The organism is Tolypothrix bouteillei VB521301 (assembly GCF_000760695.4).
Taxonomy (GTDB): domain Bacteria; phylum Cyanobacteriota; class Cyanobacteriia; order Cyanobacteriales; family Nostocaceae; genus Scytonema; species Scytonema bouteillei_A.
In genome coordinates, this window is record NZ_JHEG04000001.1 from 6,986,405 (window position 1) to 7,003,366 (window position 16,962).

Here is a 16,962-nt window from a genome sequence, read left to right on the forward strand (position 1 = left end):
ACATTCGTATGAGAAACTGCGAAGGATATTATACCAAATCCATTTTTATAACTCCAATAAGCCCTAGTGATTAGAAATCACGGCTATACAAACGAAGCCCCTCCGGGTTCGCCAGTTCCCTACGGCGGGAAACCCGCCTGCAGGACTGGACTCACCGCCTGCGCGGACTAAATTATAAAGGGGGGTATAAGACGCAAATTTAGTATTAATAATTTCAAACTGAGAATGTTAAGGAAACATGAGTTTGATGAAGTCAAAACAAACCTCACGCCAAACCCCTCTCCTCCTCGTAGCGAAGGAAAGGGGTTTCATCTTCAGACCAAGCAAAAATAGTTGGCTAAAACTGGTAGCATCAGCTACGAAACAACAAATTGAGCAGTTCCTCTAAGATCGATCGCTTTATAGGTTTTCTCTGCACCAGCGCCAGGACCTGCAATGGTAGTACGAGTCGTGGTTGTGATACTCGGGACTCGAATGCGAATAGTTTCAGATACAGTATTCAGCTTAACCAATGGCAGGATTAAGGTAAACGTAACTGTACGTAAATCGGGAACTGCTTCTAAAGTGACTGTAATTAACTGACCGAGCTCTGTCTCGCGAACGCGAATTGCCTCTCCCATGAAGGTACGATTGATATTGTTGTCACGATAGTTTAGTTGCGGACCTCCTAGAATACTTGTGTCCGAGTAAGTTACCTCAACAAAAGCCCCACTCAGTTTAAAAATATTGGCTCTACTAGAATTTGCAGACTTGGTGAAATTTTCAATTGTGAGAAACAGTTCCTCATCAGCCATTTGGCTGCTGTAATCTATATTAATTTGAGTTGGGTAGCCAAAAGTAGGGTCATATTCTACCTTAAGGCTATCTGCATTACGTGTAATTGCATCTTCGATCGCATCAAAGAGTTTGGGAATTGTATCGTACTTATCAAACAACTGGCGATTAACCGATCCATCGGCATTTACGGAAGTCACGGAAGTGGTGGTACCATTACCAACCTCTACAATCACGGGTCCTCTAGCATCACTTGTACAAAAACAATTCTTGGTAAGCGTGTAGCGGTAGTTGAGAACTTCTTGTGTGTTCCATAATTTTTGATTTCTCGCGAGTTCTTCAGAGTTGTTGGCATTTTGTTGCTTGGGATTTTCTACTGTTTGTACAAGTTGTGCTTCTGTCGGTGGAAGAGCCATAACGAGTACATTCCATCCCAAAAGTAGCGCAAAGCACGTACTAATGATTATTAATAAGCGCACACTTTTTCTAAGTCGTCCTTTTTTATACATAAAATTTGCTGAGATTTAATCGTTGTCAATCATGACTTATCGCGGATAGCTCGAAAGTATACGCAAAATCTTTAAAAAATTTATAAATTTATATTTATTCATAGTTTTTATTTATGAATGCCATCGTTTACACCCAACTTGAATGTGAATTTTATACTACAATATAAATTCCATACTCAAAGGTCTAAAAAACCCGGTTTCTCTAAGTAGTTGTAGAGAAACCGGGTTTTGGGTTCTTGGTATTACTGATGCTCTAGATATTTATACGCGATCGCACTAGACCAATGCATTGAGAATTAACGGTAGTTGCGATCGCGTTGGTCGCCGTAATACTCTTGGTCAGCGGGGTCGCCGTAAGGGTCTTGGCTTGCTGGAATCACATTGCCATACTGCCCGTCAACATCAGCGGGATCGCCGTAAGGGTCTTGGCTTGCTGGAATTACATTCCCATACTGCCCGTAAACGTCGGCTGGATCGCCATAAGGGTCTTGACTTGCTGGGATAGCATTGCCATACTGCCCGTAAACGTCGGCTGGATCGCCATAAGGGTCTTGGCTTGCTGGGATAGCATTGCCATATTGACCGTAGGGGTCACCGTAAGGGTCTTGATTTACAGGGCTGTTTCCATAATATTCTTGGTCAGCTGGATCGCCGTATGGGTCTTCACTAGCGGGACGTACCTGACGGTTATCTTCATCCGATCCAACAAACAAATCTTTTGCTTTTCTAAAAAAGTCGTCTACCATGATGACCTATCTCCTTTTTATTTCTTTAGTTAATTGCGCTTTGCTCTTGTTGTCTTGTGGTACTAATTGCCTTTACTGTGGTGAGGGCTTTAAGGCAAGCCAAAGACACTCACCCCACAAGATTCAAAATCTACTTGTTGAAAATCTCTTAATAAACTTCCTGCGGAGCTATGTCAGTTAAAGTGCGACCTGTACTGCGTCCGTTGTAACCTTGAAAATCCCGATACCGTTCTGCTTCAGACGCCGGAACTCGAATTCCTTCAGAGGGAGGTGTTACCCAATGAGCGCGACCTTGAGCATCACGGTAGTAAACACGCCCGTTCTTAGATATGTAGTACTTGCTTTGAGGTCCTGTTCCCTGTGCATTCTTGCGCTGGTTGTAGAGGTAGTAAAGAGCAGCTGCACCCGCAAGAATAGCTACTTTCTGACCCGTTGATAATCCCCTTCTCGCTTGTTGTGGTGGGTTGGCTTGATTGGGATAATTCACATTTCTCCCGTTGACGGTATCATCAACAGGTGGAGCACTACTTTGAGGGTTTCCACCACCACAGCCACTAAGAACTGGAACTGTTAGTAATGCCGAAAGAAAAACAGCAACTGGAAAAGACGTAATTTTGCGCCCCGAGAAATTTATGTTCATAGTGTTTTTTCAATTGTCCTGCATTTGCTAAATGCCCTGCTGTTGCAACAACAGTGTTGAATTCCTGCTGCTTCCAATGGCATAGTAAAAGAACAATTGCCGCTCCATCTACAACAGCACAGGTAAACAGTATGCTTGCAATCATGATGTAATTTCTTTAGGAATTCATCTTGCCTTTGAAGGACACTGCATTCAGCCACAGGAAATATAGATAAGTCTACGTAAGTAACTTCAGGTCATAGGGAAGAAATTACTTGAGATTTTTCAGTATTTTCCCAACAGTGAAAAGCTTTGAGTCAAAACTATACTGGTTCTGCCGAAGATAATCATTGATTTAAAGTCAAAAAGCTTACATCTTATGAAAACTCAAGCAACTACTCGTCTGCTCCTTGCATTGTGGGATTTAGGTGGAGCAAAGCAAGAAGTGAAGAAAGGCGAACTCACCAAGCGGATTGTATCAAAAACCCGGAAAGTAGCAGATTATCAGGGTATTTTCAACGAATTGCAACAACAGGGTGCGATCGCTATCTCGAAAACAGGCTTCACTATACTCTCTCCCAAAGGTTTAGAAGTTTTGGGTGAAGGGCTCAAAAGCCCGCATTTTAAATTTGAAGGAACTATTGTCGGAACTTGGACCGCGAATGCACTCCTGAAATGGATCGGTCAGACAAACAGTATGGTTAGTTCTCTGGCTTCATCAACTAATGGGGTGAAAAGTGCAGCTTCTAATGTTGGCAAAGCAATCGCTTCTTACGACGAGTTTAAGCCAGTAGCTCTCAACTTGTTTAATGAACTAAACATTACCCATAGTTATGGTGGTCTTATTCCGATCTGGCATCTACGTGACATTTTAGGAAAGCAAGTGAACCGCGAAAACTTCAATAACTGGATGATGACAATGCAGGAAGAGCAGCTGTTTTATCTTCAAAGTGGCGAAGCTCGTGGAGCAACTGAGGAGCAGAAGCGGAATTCAATTGAGAGTGAAATTCGAGGGCTTTTATTTTTTGCTAGCAAACCATCTTGAAATTAAGGTAAACGAAAAAAGTAATGTCGAGTACAGATGCATTTGCATTGTTTGCACAAGCGCGTAAACAATGCCCAAATCCTTTTAAACTAGAAACAGTCGTAGCTGACAAAGAGGTTTGGGGTGAGGTTCTGACTAATCTACCCAGCTTAAATCAACATATTGATGCAAAAATATATGATGCCATATATGAAGTTCAGCAAAAGTATTCTAACAAAATTGGAATTTCTATTAAGGGTGATAGAGGAACAGGGAAAAGTCATGTAATCCATCGCATATGGAAGCATATTGAACAAAAAGGTGAATGCGTATTTGCCTATATAGGTCCCTTTTCTAATCCCAAGCGCATTAACTCTCATGTACGTTTTTATCTAGCAAGTAGCTTCAGTAATCAGGATATAAATGGAGTAACCCAGTGGCAGAAGCTTGCTGCTGCTGCAATCAGTACTTTAAAAGATACAGAATTTGAGGAACGATACCATCCATATATTGAAAGATGCAATACTCCTAACGACTTAAAAAAGTACATTGAGGAAAATTTACAAAAAGATAAATTACTAGAATTTTTTGATGAGTTAACTGAAGCAATATTAGAGAAAAAACCTAACATTGATTTCCATTTTTTGAGAGCGATACTATTTTTAGTATTAAAAAACAAAAAAGATGCTCAAATTGCCTTAGCTTGGATTAAAGGTGAAGATAACCCAGAAATTAAGAAAGTATGTTTACCCGAATTTCCATCTGAAGAAAAAGAGGAAAAATCTATCTGGATGATTCAGCAAATATGCCGAATCTCTGAAATTGCATCATTTCCCGTAGTGATTTGCTTCGATCAATTAGATTGTGCTGGAACTGATAGTGATTGTGGAGATAGTCCAGCAGAAACTGTTGCTAAGTGTATCGATCAAATTTACTTTTTATGTAGTAATGTAATTCTCATTTGCTGTGTTATCAGCGATACATGGCGTGAAATTGAGCAGATGGGAAGTGGTATTCCAGACCGAGTGGGTCAATGGTTAGTTACTGCTAAGCCACCTGCTGCTGAACAAATCGTAGAACTGGTCAAACTAAGACTGGATTGGTTTTACAAGAAAAATAATCTTAATGCTCACGACTATCCCGATTTACACCCTTTTCAAGAAGACCAAATTAAAAAGATAGCGAATGAAGCTGCTGGTGTGCGTTCCTTAATGAAATGGTGTGCCGAGCAATTTGAACAAATAGAGGGGAGACGACCACCAAATCCAATAAATAGGAAAAAAACAGAATTTTTGGATACCTACAATGATTTACTGAACCGAATTTATATTCCTATAAAAGATGATGACAAATTAGCAACAATTATTGCCTGTGCTATGAGAATGATTCCTAATGGAGGTACGGAAAATGTCGTCGTTACTGAAGTTCTAATAAATAATAATTCATTACACGAGCTGCATTTAACAGTTTGTGGCTACGATTGTCTTCATCAACGTAATGTCAAGATAGGAGTGAGAGTTTGTGAAACTACTACTGGTAACACATTTAACGCGGTTATTAGAAGACTACTAGATTATAGTAAACATGGAATAACTCGTGGCTGTTTGGTGCGTTCTACCGACATTCCTCGTAATTGGAAAGTTGGAAACCAATTAAAAGATCAACTTGTTAATCAGCAAGGCGGTGAAGTAGTTGTTTTAAAAAGGAATGAGATTAAGCCTCTTGTAGCAATACAAACAATTTATGAACAAGCTGAAAACTACTGCTTTGATAAAAATGAAGTTATTAACATTGTGAAAGAGTTAAGGCTAGTTGCTGATAATCCACTAATTTGTCAAATTCTAAGTGCGCCAGTGTAAGATGAGTAGCCCGATTATTAATGGAATTCAACTGCCAGCTTTTGATGTAGAAATGCTGAGCTTGGGTAAATTAATTGTAGTACCTTTTGTCCAATTTCAAAAGGAAGGCAGAGCATTTTGGCTATATCCTAGTCAAAATCTTCCTTTGAATCTAAGCTTGGAGGAATACTATCAGCCTGAGTATCTAAATAGGGCTAAAAGTGTATTTGCTAAATATAAAACGCATCCATTTCATATTCAAGCTTGGGCGCGTTGTGAACAGCACTGGCGGATCAATTCTGAACAAAAGCATTTTTTATCTAAAATTGCACGAGCAACAGTTTGGAACTTGAATGCTTTGGAACTTATGTTTGACCAATACCAGGTTATAAAAATGTTGATATTACGAGTTTATCGCTTATCAACTCCTTGTATTATTAACTCTCCAACAGATCCTGGTGCTTTCTTCTGGCCTAAACCTGAAGACTCAATAACTACTGTATGTGAAAGTAATACTCCAGTACTTTACAAGACAAGTTTTAATAAGCGTAAAGCTTTATTGGTAGTAGGGAAAGATTATGAATATACAAGTCTTGAAATTTTCCAGTTTCAATGTGAGGAGATTTTAGACAAAAATCCAGAGGTTCAACAGCTAAATTATGATATTAAGCAAATATTGGGTTGGACGAGTGAACCGCCTAGTCGAATATTAAATACGAACTTGAATTGGATAAACGATATTGCAGCACTGGGCGATCGCAGCAAAGAGCACGATGAAGGCAGAAGTAATTATCAAGCAGGAACAGACTTTGAAAACATAGTCCGTAAAAGCCTGGAATTCTTGGGATTTACAGTTGATTATTTTCACAAAGGTGGCGCTGGGGGTGTAGATGTTTTTTGTTCAAAACCCTATCCTCTTGTTGGAGAGTGTAAAGCAGGTAAAAAAATCCCCAATCCTACGGCAGTACAATTACTCAATTTAGGAACCCTACGTTTAAAAAGTCCAGAACTATTTAAGCAATCAGCTAAATTAATCATCGGTCCTGGAGAACCCACGACTCAATTAAAAGATGCAGCAATAATACATGGTATGGCAATTATTAATCCAAAAACTTTAGAGCAATTAGTAAAGTTGCACAGTAATTATCCCGGTTCAGTAGATTTATTTAAGCTTAAAGAACATCTGAAACCGGGCTCTGCTGATGATGAAATTGAAAAATATATTCAACTAGTATATAAAACAATTAAATTGCGCTCTCATCTCGTACAACTTGTCAAAAAACACCAAGAAAACACGGGCGATAACAATGTTGAGGTTGCAACTCTGTTTGGAGCTTATGGTTACTCCAATCCACCTCAAAGCATAACTCGTGAAGAAATGCACGAAATTTTACTGGAGCTTTCCTCACCACTAACAGGGTATTTAGGGCGAATAAAAGGCAGTGATTGGAAAAGCGATCGCTTTTACTTCCTGCGAGACTTACCAATAGTTTATAGCGTTTCCTAGTCTGCTGAGATACTAATTTAGGGATTTCCAAGAAATAAATTCTCTCGGAATGTGGGATATTAATGTATGCACGGCAAGAGTAATCGCGAGGTAGAAAGATGGCATACAGTGATTTTAATCTTGCTAAGGTCAAAGAAAGCTTTGACTTAACATTCGATGAAACTGGTAATTTATTTGCCGATATAAAACCAGTTCCTCCATCAGAAATGCTAAGAACTCTCTTGAGCGATTACATACCTTTGGCAACTTCAATTGCCACTGAAAAAGCTCGCTCGGAGTTTTTGATAGCACCAATTCTAGCGGAGGTAAGAAAGTTATTAAAAAATCAAATATCACTATTTTCTGGGAATGAATTTAATGTTGATGCAAGCAAAGGATTACAAGGCTTTTGCGATTATATTATCAGTGGTTCGCAAGAGCAATTATTTATTTCTACTCCTGTAATGTTTATTTTTGAGGCGAAAAAAGAAGATATTAATGGTGGTCTCGGTCAATGCGTGGCGGCGATGATTGCAGCCCAATTATTCAATCAAGGTCAAGGAAAGGAGATTGAACGTATTTATGGGTCTGTTACTACCGGAACTAATTGGAGATTTTTATTTATAGAAAGAAAGACGGTTTATATAGACTTGGTGGAATACTATATTAAAGAAGTTGATAAAATATTGGGAATTTTATTACAACCTTTACAGACTATTTTAACGCAAAAAAAAATGTAGTTCATTGACTTGAAAATGGCTGTCAATGGATTTCTTAATCTATGACTCATCTTTGGTGTTCCTCTTGATATGCCTTGTGCGATCGCCCAAGTTGGTGAAATTAAAGCGTTTCATCCTCCACCAACTAGTGAAAGCACCGTCTTGCAATTCTTCTTGCTGTCGAACATTGTCTTCTAACAGTTTAAAAGCAGCACTAATCCCCTCAGAAACCTTGGTATATTTACCTTTTTAAATTTGAGTTTTTATAAATTTCTCCCGTTCGGAAGTTAGAGAAATATTCATTGGTTAGTCCCTTTGTTTTTTTTGCATTTTACTATACTGATACAGTAACTACCGATTAAGCCGTTTGAAATGTTCCTCACCCCATTTGCAGAGTGCGCTTAAAACAGGTTCGAGACTTCTACCGTAATCAGTAAACGAATACTCAACTTTAGGAGGCACATCCGAATAAATGTTCCGATTCACAATCGCATCTTTTTCCAGTTCGCGAAGTTGTTGTATTAGCATTTTCTCTGTGATTTCAGGTATTAATCGCTTGAGTTCACTGAAGCGTCTTGCTCGATCTTTCAAGTGCCACAAAATCAAAATCTTCCACTTACCGCCCAAAACTTTGAGCGTGGTTTGCACAAACACGGTACCTTCCGTCTGTTCTGACATCTGTGCCTCCTTAAGGACTCATAGGTACTTACAAAAAAGTAAGTACTTCCAAAAAAAACAGTATACGTTTATCTTGGAATTTGTTTAACCACCATCTGCTATTGGACAGCAAATTCTATGTCATCTTTGCAAGGAAAAGTCGCTATTGTCACCGGTTCATCACGCGGGATTGGAAGAGCAATTGCTGAACGTTTAGGACGAGATGGAGCAAAAGTAGTCGTCACCTACGCCGGATATCAGAATAAGGCGGAGGAAGTTGTCTCAGCGATTGAAGCAAGTGGTTCAGAGGCAATTGCTGTACAACTCAACGTCAGAGAAATTGAAGACGTTCGCAGCCTCTTTCGGAAAACACTAGATCGTTTCGGTAAGTTAGACATACTGGTAAACAATGCTGCCGGAAAAAATATTTTCCAACCCACTGCTGAGATGACTGAAGAAGAATATAATAGTATGTTCGATATCACCAGAGGCGTTTACTTTGCTCTGCAAGAAGCAGCAAAGCATATGGCAGATGGAGGTCGGATTATCAGTATTTCTACTAGTGGCACAGCGATGGCTATTCCAACAGGAGGTGCCTATGCAGGTAGTAAAGCAGCGATCGAGCAATTTAGTGCAGGATTAGCAAAAGAACTGGGTGTACGTGGAATTACGGTAAATACTGTATCTCCGGGAGTCACAGGCACCGACGGTTTGGTCTTGGAGCAAGCACAGGTCGAGCAGTTGATTGCACAAACACCTCTTGGGCGGCTTGGACAGCCTGCTGATATTGCTGATGTAGTAGCTATGCTAATTTCAGAGGATGCACGCTGGATAACGGGACAGCATATTCGAGCTAACGGCGGTATTGTGTGAAAGATAAAGTCTTTAAAAGCTATGCAAACCTACCAAGAACAGCGATATGACTCGCCTGAAGAATATTTACAACGAGAAGAAATTGCCGAGTAAAAGAGTGAGTATATTGACGGTCTAATCATTCCTATAGCGGGTCGCTTTGTGAATATAACGAAGAAGATGAGAGTATAAATTTTACCTCAATTCCGTTTCAGATTTCCTTAGCAGATGTCTACAACGAGGCGGAATTTCAAGCTTTGTAGAAACATAAATTTTGCCTCTGTATCTACTGTGGTTCATTCCTGCGATCGCAGAGTTAAAAAAATTCTCTTGCTACAAGCTAACAAGTAGATGCATTCCCTTCTTTATCCCAACGTCAGTATTTCTGCTTGATAATTAGCAGTTAAGGGTAGAATCTTGAGCCACTCTGAACCCAACAAAACTTCCGTCAGTTCTTCACCTGCACAAACAGGAACTTCATATGCTTGTCCATCTAAAAGTACTTTGCCTGCGTAAATATCAAACCTTGATTCTCCCTGTGCGGTTTGCATTTTTTCTTTACGTATAAAATCCCAATCAAAGCTCTCCAGATCTTGTTTGTTCATTGCTAGAAAGCCTGTGAAACCAGTATCTAACATAGCATCCACAGGCAAGTTCAAACAATCTGTATTCAGCAATTCAATTTCAAAAAATAGCTGTCCTTGTTCGCCAAACATACCTTGAATCATATTCTGCCTGTAGCTCCAGTTTCATTGAGGCGGAACATAAAATGGATAGAGTTTGGATGCTTCTGACAAGCTTTCTTGGTAGCAGTTTCTTTGTCTTCATCAATGAAATAATCACCGCTATCTGGCTCAACAGCTATGTACCAGCCAGAATATTGCTCAATAAGCTCGGAACGGACTCGCTCAAAAATTGACCAACACCGTTGATAAAATATTTCATCTTCTGCTTTACGTTTAGTAACTTCTTCTAATGGTATGGTAATTTCAGGAAATATTCGTCCCCGACGACGTACAGGTTGTTGTGATGTTGTTTCACTCATATATGGTAAATTCATTAAACAATAGTATTTTAATACTACTTGAAAAGCTGTACAAATCTACTAAAAATCAAACTATAAGGTTCAGTTAACAATATCTAAATCCTTGAAGATCCCCCCAACCCCCCTTAAAAAGGGGGGCTAAGATACTTAAAAGTCCGCCAATTCATCGGGGGATTTAGAGGGATCTAGAAAATTAGGAGGCTGAACAGATAGGCGTGAAAACACGCCCCAGGGAGAGGGAGCATCCCAATTTGGAAACAATACGCTTTGCGATGTTCGTAATCACGTCTATACAAACGCTCGTCCCTTCGGGTTCGCCCTCCCTTGTTCGCCAGTCGCCAGGGAAACCCGCCTATGGCACGAAAGTGCCACGCTGCGCTATCAGAGCTGGACTCACCACCTACGTGGACTTTTTATTAAGTCCGCGCAGGCGGACTTAGTTTGTATAGCCGAGGCAGCGCGTTGCGGAGAGAAGTTGCGGCTTGGGGGTTTCCCCCAATAGCAAACTTCGGAGGGTTCCCCCCGTTGAAGCGCCTGCCGTCCAGAATTCTATTCTGAGGGCATTTTGTCAAAACGGGATGCTCCCCCAGGGGGATCGAGTCTTATCTGAACCGTATTGAACTATAAGGATGGTTTTTGTCCTCACCCGCTTTACAAGCGCAAACAGCCCTCTCTCCCTGTGAGGAAAAAGGATTGGGGGTGAGATTTTCTTACGCCAAACTACTTGCTTGTTCTCTCTTTTCCAAGTTTCTCAACGCTGCTTTTGCTGCTTCTAAATCGTAAGAAAAAGGTCGCTTTTGTGGAATATAATCTCGTTCAATAGGTGGTTTGTGACGCAATAACGCATTCACCAAAACAACGGGTTCCGAACTCAAATTTATGGCTCCATGTAGAACACCTGGTGGAATAACGACCATGACAGGATGGTCTTCACTTAAAGGAATATACTGATACTGCTTGTCAAGCATAGTTACAATGACAAACTTACCTTTAACAACTAATAGTTGGTCGGTATGTGTTTTATGAACAAATAAATCATCTATTGTATTGGGTGGAATCTGTACCAGCATAGTTTCATCACTGGCTTGTGCTGTAAAAAAGTGCAACATTCCGCCTTTGCTGGATTCTAACTTGCGGATTTCTATCCCCCGGTATTTACTCATTTGAATATCCTAAAAAAGCATTTAAGATTAAAGGTTTACGTTCAATCTTAAATGCTCTACATTAAAAAAATGTTACTTTTACAACAAAAAAGGCACAAGATGTGATATGTGAAGCTTCCAATATCGGTATGACTATCTCCCCGACTTCTTGAAGAAGTCGGGAATGTAGACCAACTCAGGCGAGAGAAACTTTTAAACTGCTGGGTTGTCCGAGGTTACCTTCTAGCACTACACCACGCTGATTTGTATGTAAATGTCGCAAAATCTTGTAAATGGCTTCCACTTGGTCGGATGCACCTGCTTTAGCAGCTATTTCTTCTACAGAAAGGGCTGCTGTTTCATTTTGCAGGACTTCCACAACTCGTTTTTGCAATTCAAGAATTGTAGCGGCTGCTTTTTTCCCGGCTTCTACCCCTGGTTGATGGTAGGCGTTGATGCCAACTAAGCTGGCATAATAACCAATAGCGCGATCGTATAAGGCGATCAATGCACCCACTGTACGGGAGTTGACTTGGGGAATGGTGACTGTAATTGAATCTCTCTGGTTTTCATACAGCGCTTGGCGGGTTCCTTGGAGAAAACCGGATAAGTAATCGCCTGCTGTGATTCCGGGTTCTAATTCTGGAGATGAACCTTTGCGGTCTTCCAAAACTTCAATAAAAGTCACAAAAAAGTTTGGTACACCGTCACGCAACTGCTGAACGTAAGCGTGTTGGTCGGTGGAACCTTTGTTACCGTAAACGGCTATTCCTTGGTGGACGACATTTCCTTCCAAGTCCTTTTCCTTACCCAAGGATTCCATCACTAGCTGTTGCAAGTAGCGACTGAATAAAAGCAAGCTGTCCTTATAAGGTAGGACAACCATGTCTTTTTCTCCGCGTCCATTGCCTACAGCGTACCAAGACAACGCTAACAATGCAGCTGGGTTCTTTTTCAAATCGGGTACTCGGGTGGCATCATCCATCTCTTTTGCCCCCTCTAGCATTGCTTGAATATCAATTCCTTGCAATGCTGCTGGTACAAGCCCTACCGCTGACATCTCGGAAGTTCTTCCTCCTACCCAGTCAAACATGGGGAATCTAGCCAGCCAGTTTTCAGATTTTGCTTGTTCGTCTAGCTTACTCCCTGGCATGGTGATGGCGATCGCATACTGGGTAAAGTCCAAATTTTGTCCGGCGTAAGCTTTCTTGACTTCGAGCATGCCATTGCGGGGTTCTGGAGTTCCCCCAGACTTAGAAATTACTAGTACTAAAGTACTAGCCAAGCGATTTCTCACTTGAGTTAAGATGCGGTCAATTCCTGCTGGATCGGTATTATCGATAAAGTGAATTGCCAGTGGTGGGAAGTCTGGGGCCAAGGCTTCAGCAACGAATTCAGGACCCAAGGCAGAACCACCTATACCAATGGAGATAATATCGGTGAAGCGGGGAGCTTTTGGGGGATGAATTCCACCTGTATGAATTTTATCAGCAAAATCCTTGATTTGCTCAATTGTATCGACAATTTCTTGGGTTAGCTCTGGATAAGGCGCTAAATCCGGATTTCTCAGCCAATAATGCCCAACCATCCGGTTTTCATCTGGATTGGCGATCGCACCCTTCTCAAGTTCCGCCATATCCGCAAAAGCTTTTTCAAACTTCGGCTGTAACTTCTCGACAAAGGCATCGTCAAAGCGCATCCGGCTAACATCTAAGTACAAGCCCAATCCTTCATGGAAATACAACCATTGCTGGTATCGCTGCCAAAGTGCCGTAGCGTCCATAGGGAGATCTCAAGTAAAGTGATTTTCAAAAACAAGTTTAAGCCAAGGTGCTCTCGTTCCTCGGTCTCTCTTATACAGTTTTAAGTGTTTGCCCAACTCTATAGCTTAAACATCTGGCATGGGTATGACCCTAAGGAACTTGACAATTTCCCCTTTAACCTCTAATCCTATCAAATAATCATCTACAGTAAAACGGTAAAAAATCCCCTCGCTGTCAATCTGGCGCATCTCTGGCAAACAGTGCAGCAGCCCTTTATTAGCAAATTCAATAAAAACAAAATCATAAACCCGCTGGTATGCTGCAGGTTCTAAACTCTTAAGATCTTTTAAAAAAGACCTTGCATAGCGGACTTCTATTCTCACAAATCATTACCCACTCATTACCGTCATTTATGAAAAAATCAACAGTCGCAACGCTTCTTCATGGGTTAGAGTATCCCAAGGCTGCTGAGATCGCTTAACTTCTTGTATGGCTTTTAGCATATAAAAGTCACAATGCCTTGCGTGTACCAAACTCCAAAAACTCTCCAAATCCTCATCCGCCAACTGCTCAATTAAATGATGTATCCTAATTCGCAACAAATTCATATGTTTTACCCCAACCACAGTCCATTATAGTGTTCCCATAACAATGGCAATGCTTAACACATTTGGTTAATGGTCAATGGTTAGTGGTTAATGGTTAGCCAGTAATAATGGTTACTTTGTTACGAGCAACAACCAGCCAGCGACAAAGTGAGTAACTTCCAACCACTTACGATGATAGGGAAGACACCTGTCCTACACCACCAACCACCAACAACTAACAACGAACACCTAAGTTCCTATGGCAGAATACCTAGTTTTTCTCACAATTTCTTCGTCAATTTTTGCTTTGTTCAGTTTGGGGCTGAACTTACAGTGGGGTTTTACAGGCTTAATTAATTTTGGTCATGTCGCCTTTATGACATTAGGCGCTTACACCACTATACTGTTAACCCTTAAGGGTATCCCCATTATCCTCTCAGCGATAATTGGATCTGTTATTGCTGCGATGTTGGGACTCATCATCGGTTTTTCGACTTTGCGCTTGCGGGAAGATTATTTAGCAATTGTCACTATCGGTGTTGGCGAGCTGATTCGATTGGTAGTCAATAACCAGGATTTACCTGTGGGCGACCAATGGAGATCTGGTGCTTTTGGTGTACAAAGTTATCCCATCCCGCTAGCAACTTTTGCACCCAATTTATTGATCAGACTTTTGATGATTGCACTGTTAACCCTGCTTGCTGCTATCTCTTTATGGCAGTTATGGCGATGGATTCGCGCTTCTCAGGTCACACACGCCGATTCCAATAGAGTAACAGTTAAAAAACAAGAATTTATCTCTCGTCTCATCGTAGGAATTTTCTTGGTACTGTTAATAGCAGTCATTTATATTTCTGGTGTTATTAAATTGTATGATTACGATCCAAAAGCAGGTTTAATGCTGCTATCACTTATAGTTTTAGCTTTTGTATTCTGGCGGTTGGAAATTTTGGTGCGGTCTCCTTGGGGTCGCATTCTTAAAGCTATCCGCGAAGATGAAGAAATTCCCAAAGCACTGGGAAAAAACGTTTTCTGGTATAAAGTACAATCCCTCATGTTAGGAGGTGCGATCGCAGGGATTTCTGGTGCTTTTATTGCATGGCAACTTGCTGCAATTTATCCCAATAATTTTGAACCGCAAGAAACTTTTAACGCTTGGATTATGGTCATTCTTGGCGGTTCTGGCAGCAATCTCGGGACAATCCTTGGCGCAGTCATTTACTTTATTTACTATGAAGGAACTCGTAATTTAGATCGAATCATTCCCCTAGATTCAGATCGATTGAGTGCGCTTCGTATCATGATTATTGGTCTCCTTCTGATGCTACTGATGATTTGGCGTCCTCAAGGTATCTTAGGGAAAAAGGAGGAACTTACCCTTGGTAAATAAAGAGCCATCCCAAATTCAATTACTATCAGCCACCGGGCTTTGTAAAAGCTTTGGCGGTATTCGAGCAGTTGATAATGCTGAAATTCATGCAGCCGGTGGTGGTATCACTGGCTTAATTGGTCCTAACGGTGCTGGCAAAACAACCTTATTTAACTTACTCTCAAACTTTATCCGCCCAGATAAAGGACGGGTGATTTTTGATGGAGAACCCATTCAGCACTTGCAGCCATATCAAATTGCCAGTGCTGGTATGGTACGAACTTTTCAGGTAGCCAGAACGCTGTCGCGTCTGTCAGTGCTGGAAAATATGCTGCTAGCAGCGCAAAAACAAACGGGCGAAAACTTTTGGCAAGTGCAATTCCAACAACACAAAATCGCTCAAGAACAAAAAGAACTAAAAGAACGAGCCATGTTCTTGTTAGAATCTGTAGGTTTGGCACATAAAGCACAGGACTACGCAGGGGGTTTATCCGGCGGACAACGCAAGCTGCTAGAAATGGGAAGAGCACTGATGACTAATCCCAAGTTAATTTTGCTTGACGAACCAGCAGCTGGCGTGAATCCCAGATTGATTGATGACATTTGCGATCGCATTGCTTCTTGGAACAAAGCAGGGATGACATTTCTAATTATTGAGCATAATATGGACGTCATCATGTCCTTGTGCGATCGCGTTTGGGTGCTTGCAGAAGGAAAAAATTTGGCTGATGGAACACCACAAGAAATTCAAAACAATTCAAAAGTTTTAGAAGCTTACCTCGGAAAATCGGCTTGAAAGAAATTTTGGATTAACCGATTTTGCATTTGAATCGCTGTACCCAACTTCTTGTAGGATACAAAATCGCGAATGAAAAGGGGTCATTTTGCTGAGTAGATCTGAATTGTCTGTCTCGTTTCCAATCAATGTGATGGATCGTTAGCTCTTGAACCAATACGGTTCAGTTAACAATATTTAATCCTTGAAGATTCCCGAACCGCCCGATCGCGCATGGGGGCTTTATTCCTCCCAATTCATCGCTGCGGTGGTGTACACAAGTGTTATGTAGTGCATTCATTGCGGTTTCGATCCCCCCTAACCCCCCTTAAAAAAGGGGGGAACTTCATTTCAATTCTCCCTTTTCACAATGTTTCATCTCTTTTATAAAGATCTGTACACCACAGTAGCTCTTAAACTGAAATTTTGTAGGTTGAGTTCGTAAAAAACAACCTACAAGATTTGCGACACTAACCGCTAAATGCATTAATATTACAGCGACAAGCATGAACTTCTAGCTTGCTCAACATGCGCCAAGTTCGTGATTCAATTATGCCATTACTAACCAAGTAATGCTCTGCTTGAAATGCCCGAACTGCATTCTCAGTCTTTGCTTCAAAAACACCATCGACAGTTCCAGAATAATAGCCACCAGCTTTGAGTGCTTCTTGAAGGGCTTGCACAACAGATCCGTGACTGCCAATGCTAAGTTTTGGTAGACTATCAGACCCTTTGTACAGATAATTCCAAGTTTCTTCTCCGACAATTCCATCCACGGTTAAAAAAGCAAGGCATTGCAAATACTTCACAGCATTTTGAGTTTGTCGGTCAAAGTAGCCTGTTGTGGGAACTGACATGGGACAAGCTGATACAGTGTCTAATTGAACGAGTCTTTGGTTCAAAGCTTTCTGCATTTCTTTGACAATTTGACCGAAAGCACCAAACTGTAAAGTGGGTCGTTGAGTAGGGTACTGAATGATAGCGGGCATAAGTAGAAAGTTTTTTATGTGAGGGAGATTTTTTAAGACTTATAAAACAGACTTCAGAGTTCCCTACA

At 40.9% G+C, this 16,962-nt stretch carries 18 protein-coding genes; 7 read left to right on the forward strand and 11 right to left on the reverse strand.

The window, feature by feature from the left end; all coding sequences use genetic code 11:
- Positions 1-356 precede the first annotated feature (356 nt).
- The 3 genes from HC643_RS40920 to HC643_RS28410 form a co-directional block, all read right to left on the reverse strand.
- On the reverse strand, positions 357-1,190 hold the full coding sequence (locus HC643_RS40920; protein WP_063779575.1) for a DUF6174 domain-containing protein: 834 nt from the start codon (positions 1,188-1,190) through the stop codon (positions 357-359).
- A 389-nt stretch (positions 1,191-1,579) separates the two neighbouring features.
- A complete protein-coding gene (locus tag HC643_RS28405) occupies positions 1,580-2,029 on the reverse strand; it encodes a hypothetical protein (protein WP_038090276.1) in 450 nt (149 codons plus the stop codon).
- A gap of 148 nt (positions 2,030-2,177) precedes the next feature.
- Positions 2,178-2,669 carry a hypothetical protein gene (locus HC643_RS28410; protein ID WP_038090273.1) on the reverse strand — a complete coding sequence of 164 codons (492 nt, stop codon included), beginning with the start codon at positions 2,667-2,669 and terminating at the stop codon, positions 2,178-2,180.
- A 358-nt stretch (positions 2,670-3,027) separates the two neighbouring features.
- On the opposite strand from HC643_RS28410, the gene HC643_RS28415 reads away from it, so the two are divergent.
- From HC643_RS28415 to HC643_RS28430, 4 genes are all read left to right on the forward strand, one after another.
- A complete protein-coding gene (locus HC643_RS28415; RefSeq protein WP_050046773.1) occupies positions 3,028-3,693 on the forward strand; it encodes a hypothetical protein in 666 nt (221 codons plus the stop codon).
- A 23-nt stretch (positions 3,694-3,716) separates the two neighbouring features.
- Positions 3,717-5,531 carry a P-loop NTPase fold protein gene (locus HC643_RS28420; RefSeq protein WP_038090269.1) on the forward strand — a complete coding sequence of 605 codons (1,815 nt, stop codon included), beginning with the start codon at positions 3,717-3,719 and terminating at the stop codon, positions 5,529-5,531.
- Position 5,532: 1 nt separating this feature from the next.
- Positions 5,533-7,017, forward strand: coding sequence for a DUF1802 family protein (locus HC643_RS28425; protein ID WP_050046771.1), 1,485 nt, complete (start codon positions 5,533-5,535; stop codon positions 7,015-7,017).
- A 98-nt stretch (positions 7,018-7,115) separates the two neighbouring features.
- Complete coding sequence (locus HC643_RS28430) at positions 7,116-7,736, forward strand: hypothetical protein (protein WP_038083165.1); 621 nt, start codon at positions 7,116-7,118, stop codon at positions 7,734-7,736.
- A 330-nt stretch (positions 7,737-8,066) separates the two neighbouring features.
- On the opposite strand, the gene HC643_RS28435 is transcribed toward HC643_RS28430, so the two are convergent.
- The gene (locus HC643_RS28435; RefSeq protein ID WP_038083167.1) at positions 8,067-8,393 is read right to left on the reverse strand and encodes a winged helix-turn-helix transcriptional regulator; all 327 of its coding nucleotides are present in this window, start codon (positions 8,391-8,393) and stop codon (positions 8,067-8,069) included.
- Between the two features lie 117 nt (positions 8,394-8,510).
- Here HC643_RS28435 and HC643_RS28440 point away from each other — a divergent pair, with 117 nt between their 5' ends.
- Positions 8,511-9,245, forward strand: coding sequence for an SDR family oxidoreductase (locus HC643_RS28440; protein ID WP_038083169.1), 735 nt, complete (start codon positions 8,511-8,513; stop codon positions 9,243-9,245).
- Between the two features lie 344 nt (positions 9,246-9,589).
- Here HC643_RS28440 and HC643_RS28445 read toward each other — a convergent pair whose 3' ends face one another.
- From HC643_RS28445 to HC643_RS28470, 6 genes are all read right to left on the reverse strand, one after another.
- The gene (locus tag HC643_RS28445; protein WP_038083171.1) at positions 9,590-9,952 is read right to left on the reverse strand and encodes an aspartyl protease; all 363 of its coding nucleotides are present in this window, start codon (positions 9,950-9,952) and stop codon (positions 9,590-9,592) included.
- On the reverse strand, positions 9,949-10,269 hold the full coding sequence (locus HC643_RS28450) for a hypothetical protein (RefSeq protein WP_038083199.1): 321 nt from the start codon (positions 10,267-10,269) through the stop codon (positions 9,949-9,951). Before HC643_RS28450 ends, HC643_RS28445 begins: the two co-directional genes overlap by 4 nt.
- Before the next feature lie 710 nt (positions 10,270-10,979).
- Positions 10,980-11,432: a cupin domain-containing protein gene (locus tag HC643_RS28455; RefSeq protein ID WP_038083173.1), complete on the reverse strand. Its 453-nt coding sequence runs from the start codon at positions 11,430-11,432 to the stop codon at positions 10,980-10,982.
- A gap of 175 nt (positions 11,433-11,607) precedes the next feature.
- Complete coding sequence (locus HC643_RS28460) at positions 11,608-13,194, reverse strand: glucose-6-phosphate isomerase (RefSeq protein WP_038083175.1); 1,587 nt, start codon at positions 13,192-13,194, stop codon at positions 11,608-11,610.
- A gap of 105 nt (positions 13,195-13,299) precedes the next feature.
- A complete protein-coding gene (locus HC643_RS28465) occupies positions 13,300-13,551 on the reverse strand; it encodes a cytotoxic translational repressor of toxin-antitoxin stability system (protein ID WP_038083201.1) in 252 nt (83 codons plus the stop codon).
- Between the two features lie 33 nt (positions 13,552-13,584).
- On the reverse strand, positions 13,585-13,782 hold the full coding sequence (locus HC643_RS28470) for a hypothetical protein (RefSeq protein ID WP_038083178.1): 198 nt from the start codon (positions 13,780-13,782) through the stop codon (positions 13,585-13,587).
- 238 nt (positions 13,783-14,020) lie between these two features.
- Here HC643_RS28470 and HC643_RS28475 point away from each other — a divergent pair, with 238 nt between their 5' ends.
- Both HC643_RS28475 and HC643_RS28480 read left to right on the forward strand, forming a co-directional pair.
- Entirely contained in the window at positions 14,021-15,151 is a 1,131-nt protein-coding gene (locus HC643_RS28475; RefSeq protein WP_038083180.1) for a branched-chain amino acid ABC transporter permease, read from the forward strand.
- Positions 15,141-15,926: an ABC transporter ATP-binding protein gene (locus tag HC643_RS28480; protein WP_038083182.1), complete on the forward strand. Its 786-nt coding sequence runs from the start codon at positions 15,141-15,143 to the stop codon at positions 15,924-15,926. The genes HC643_RS28475 and HC643_RS28480 overlap by 11 nt, the downstream gene beginning before the upstream one ends.
- A gap of 449 nt (positions 15,927-16,375) precedes the next feature.
- On the opposite strand, the gene HC643_RS28485 is transcribed toward HC643_RS28480, so the two are convergent.
- Positions 16,376-16,894 (reverse strand): peptidoglycan-binding domain-containing protein, encoded by a 519-nt coding sequence (locus HC643_RS28485; protein ID WP_050046770.1) that lies wholly within the window; start codon positions 16,892-16,894, stop codon positions 16,376-16,378.
- Between the last annotated feature and the right edge of the window lie 68 nt (positions 16,895-16,962).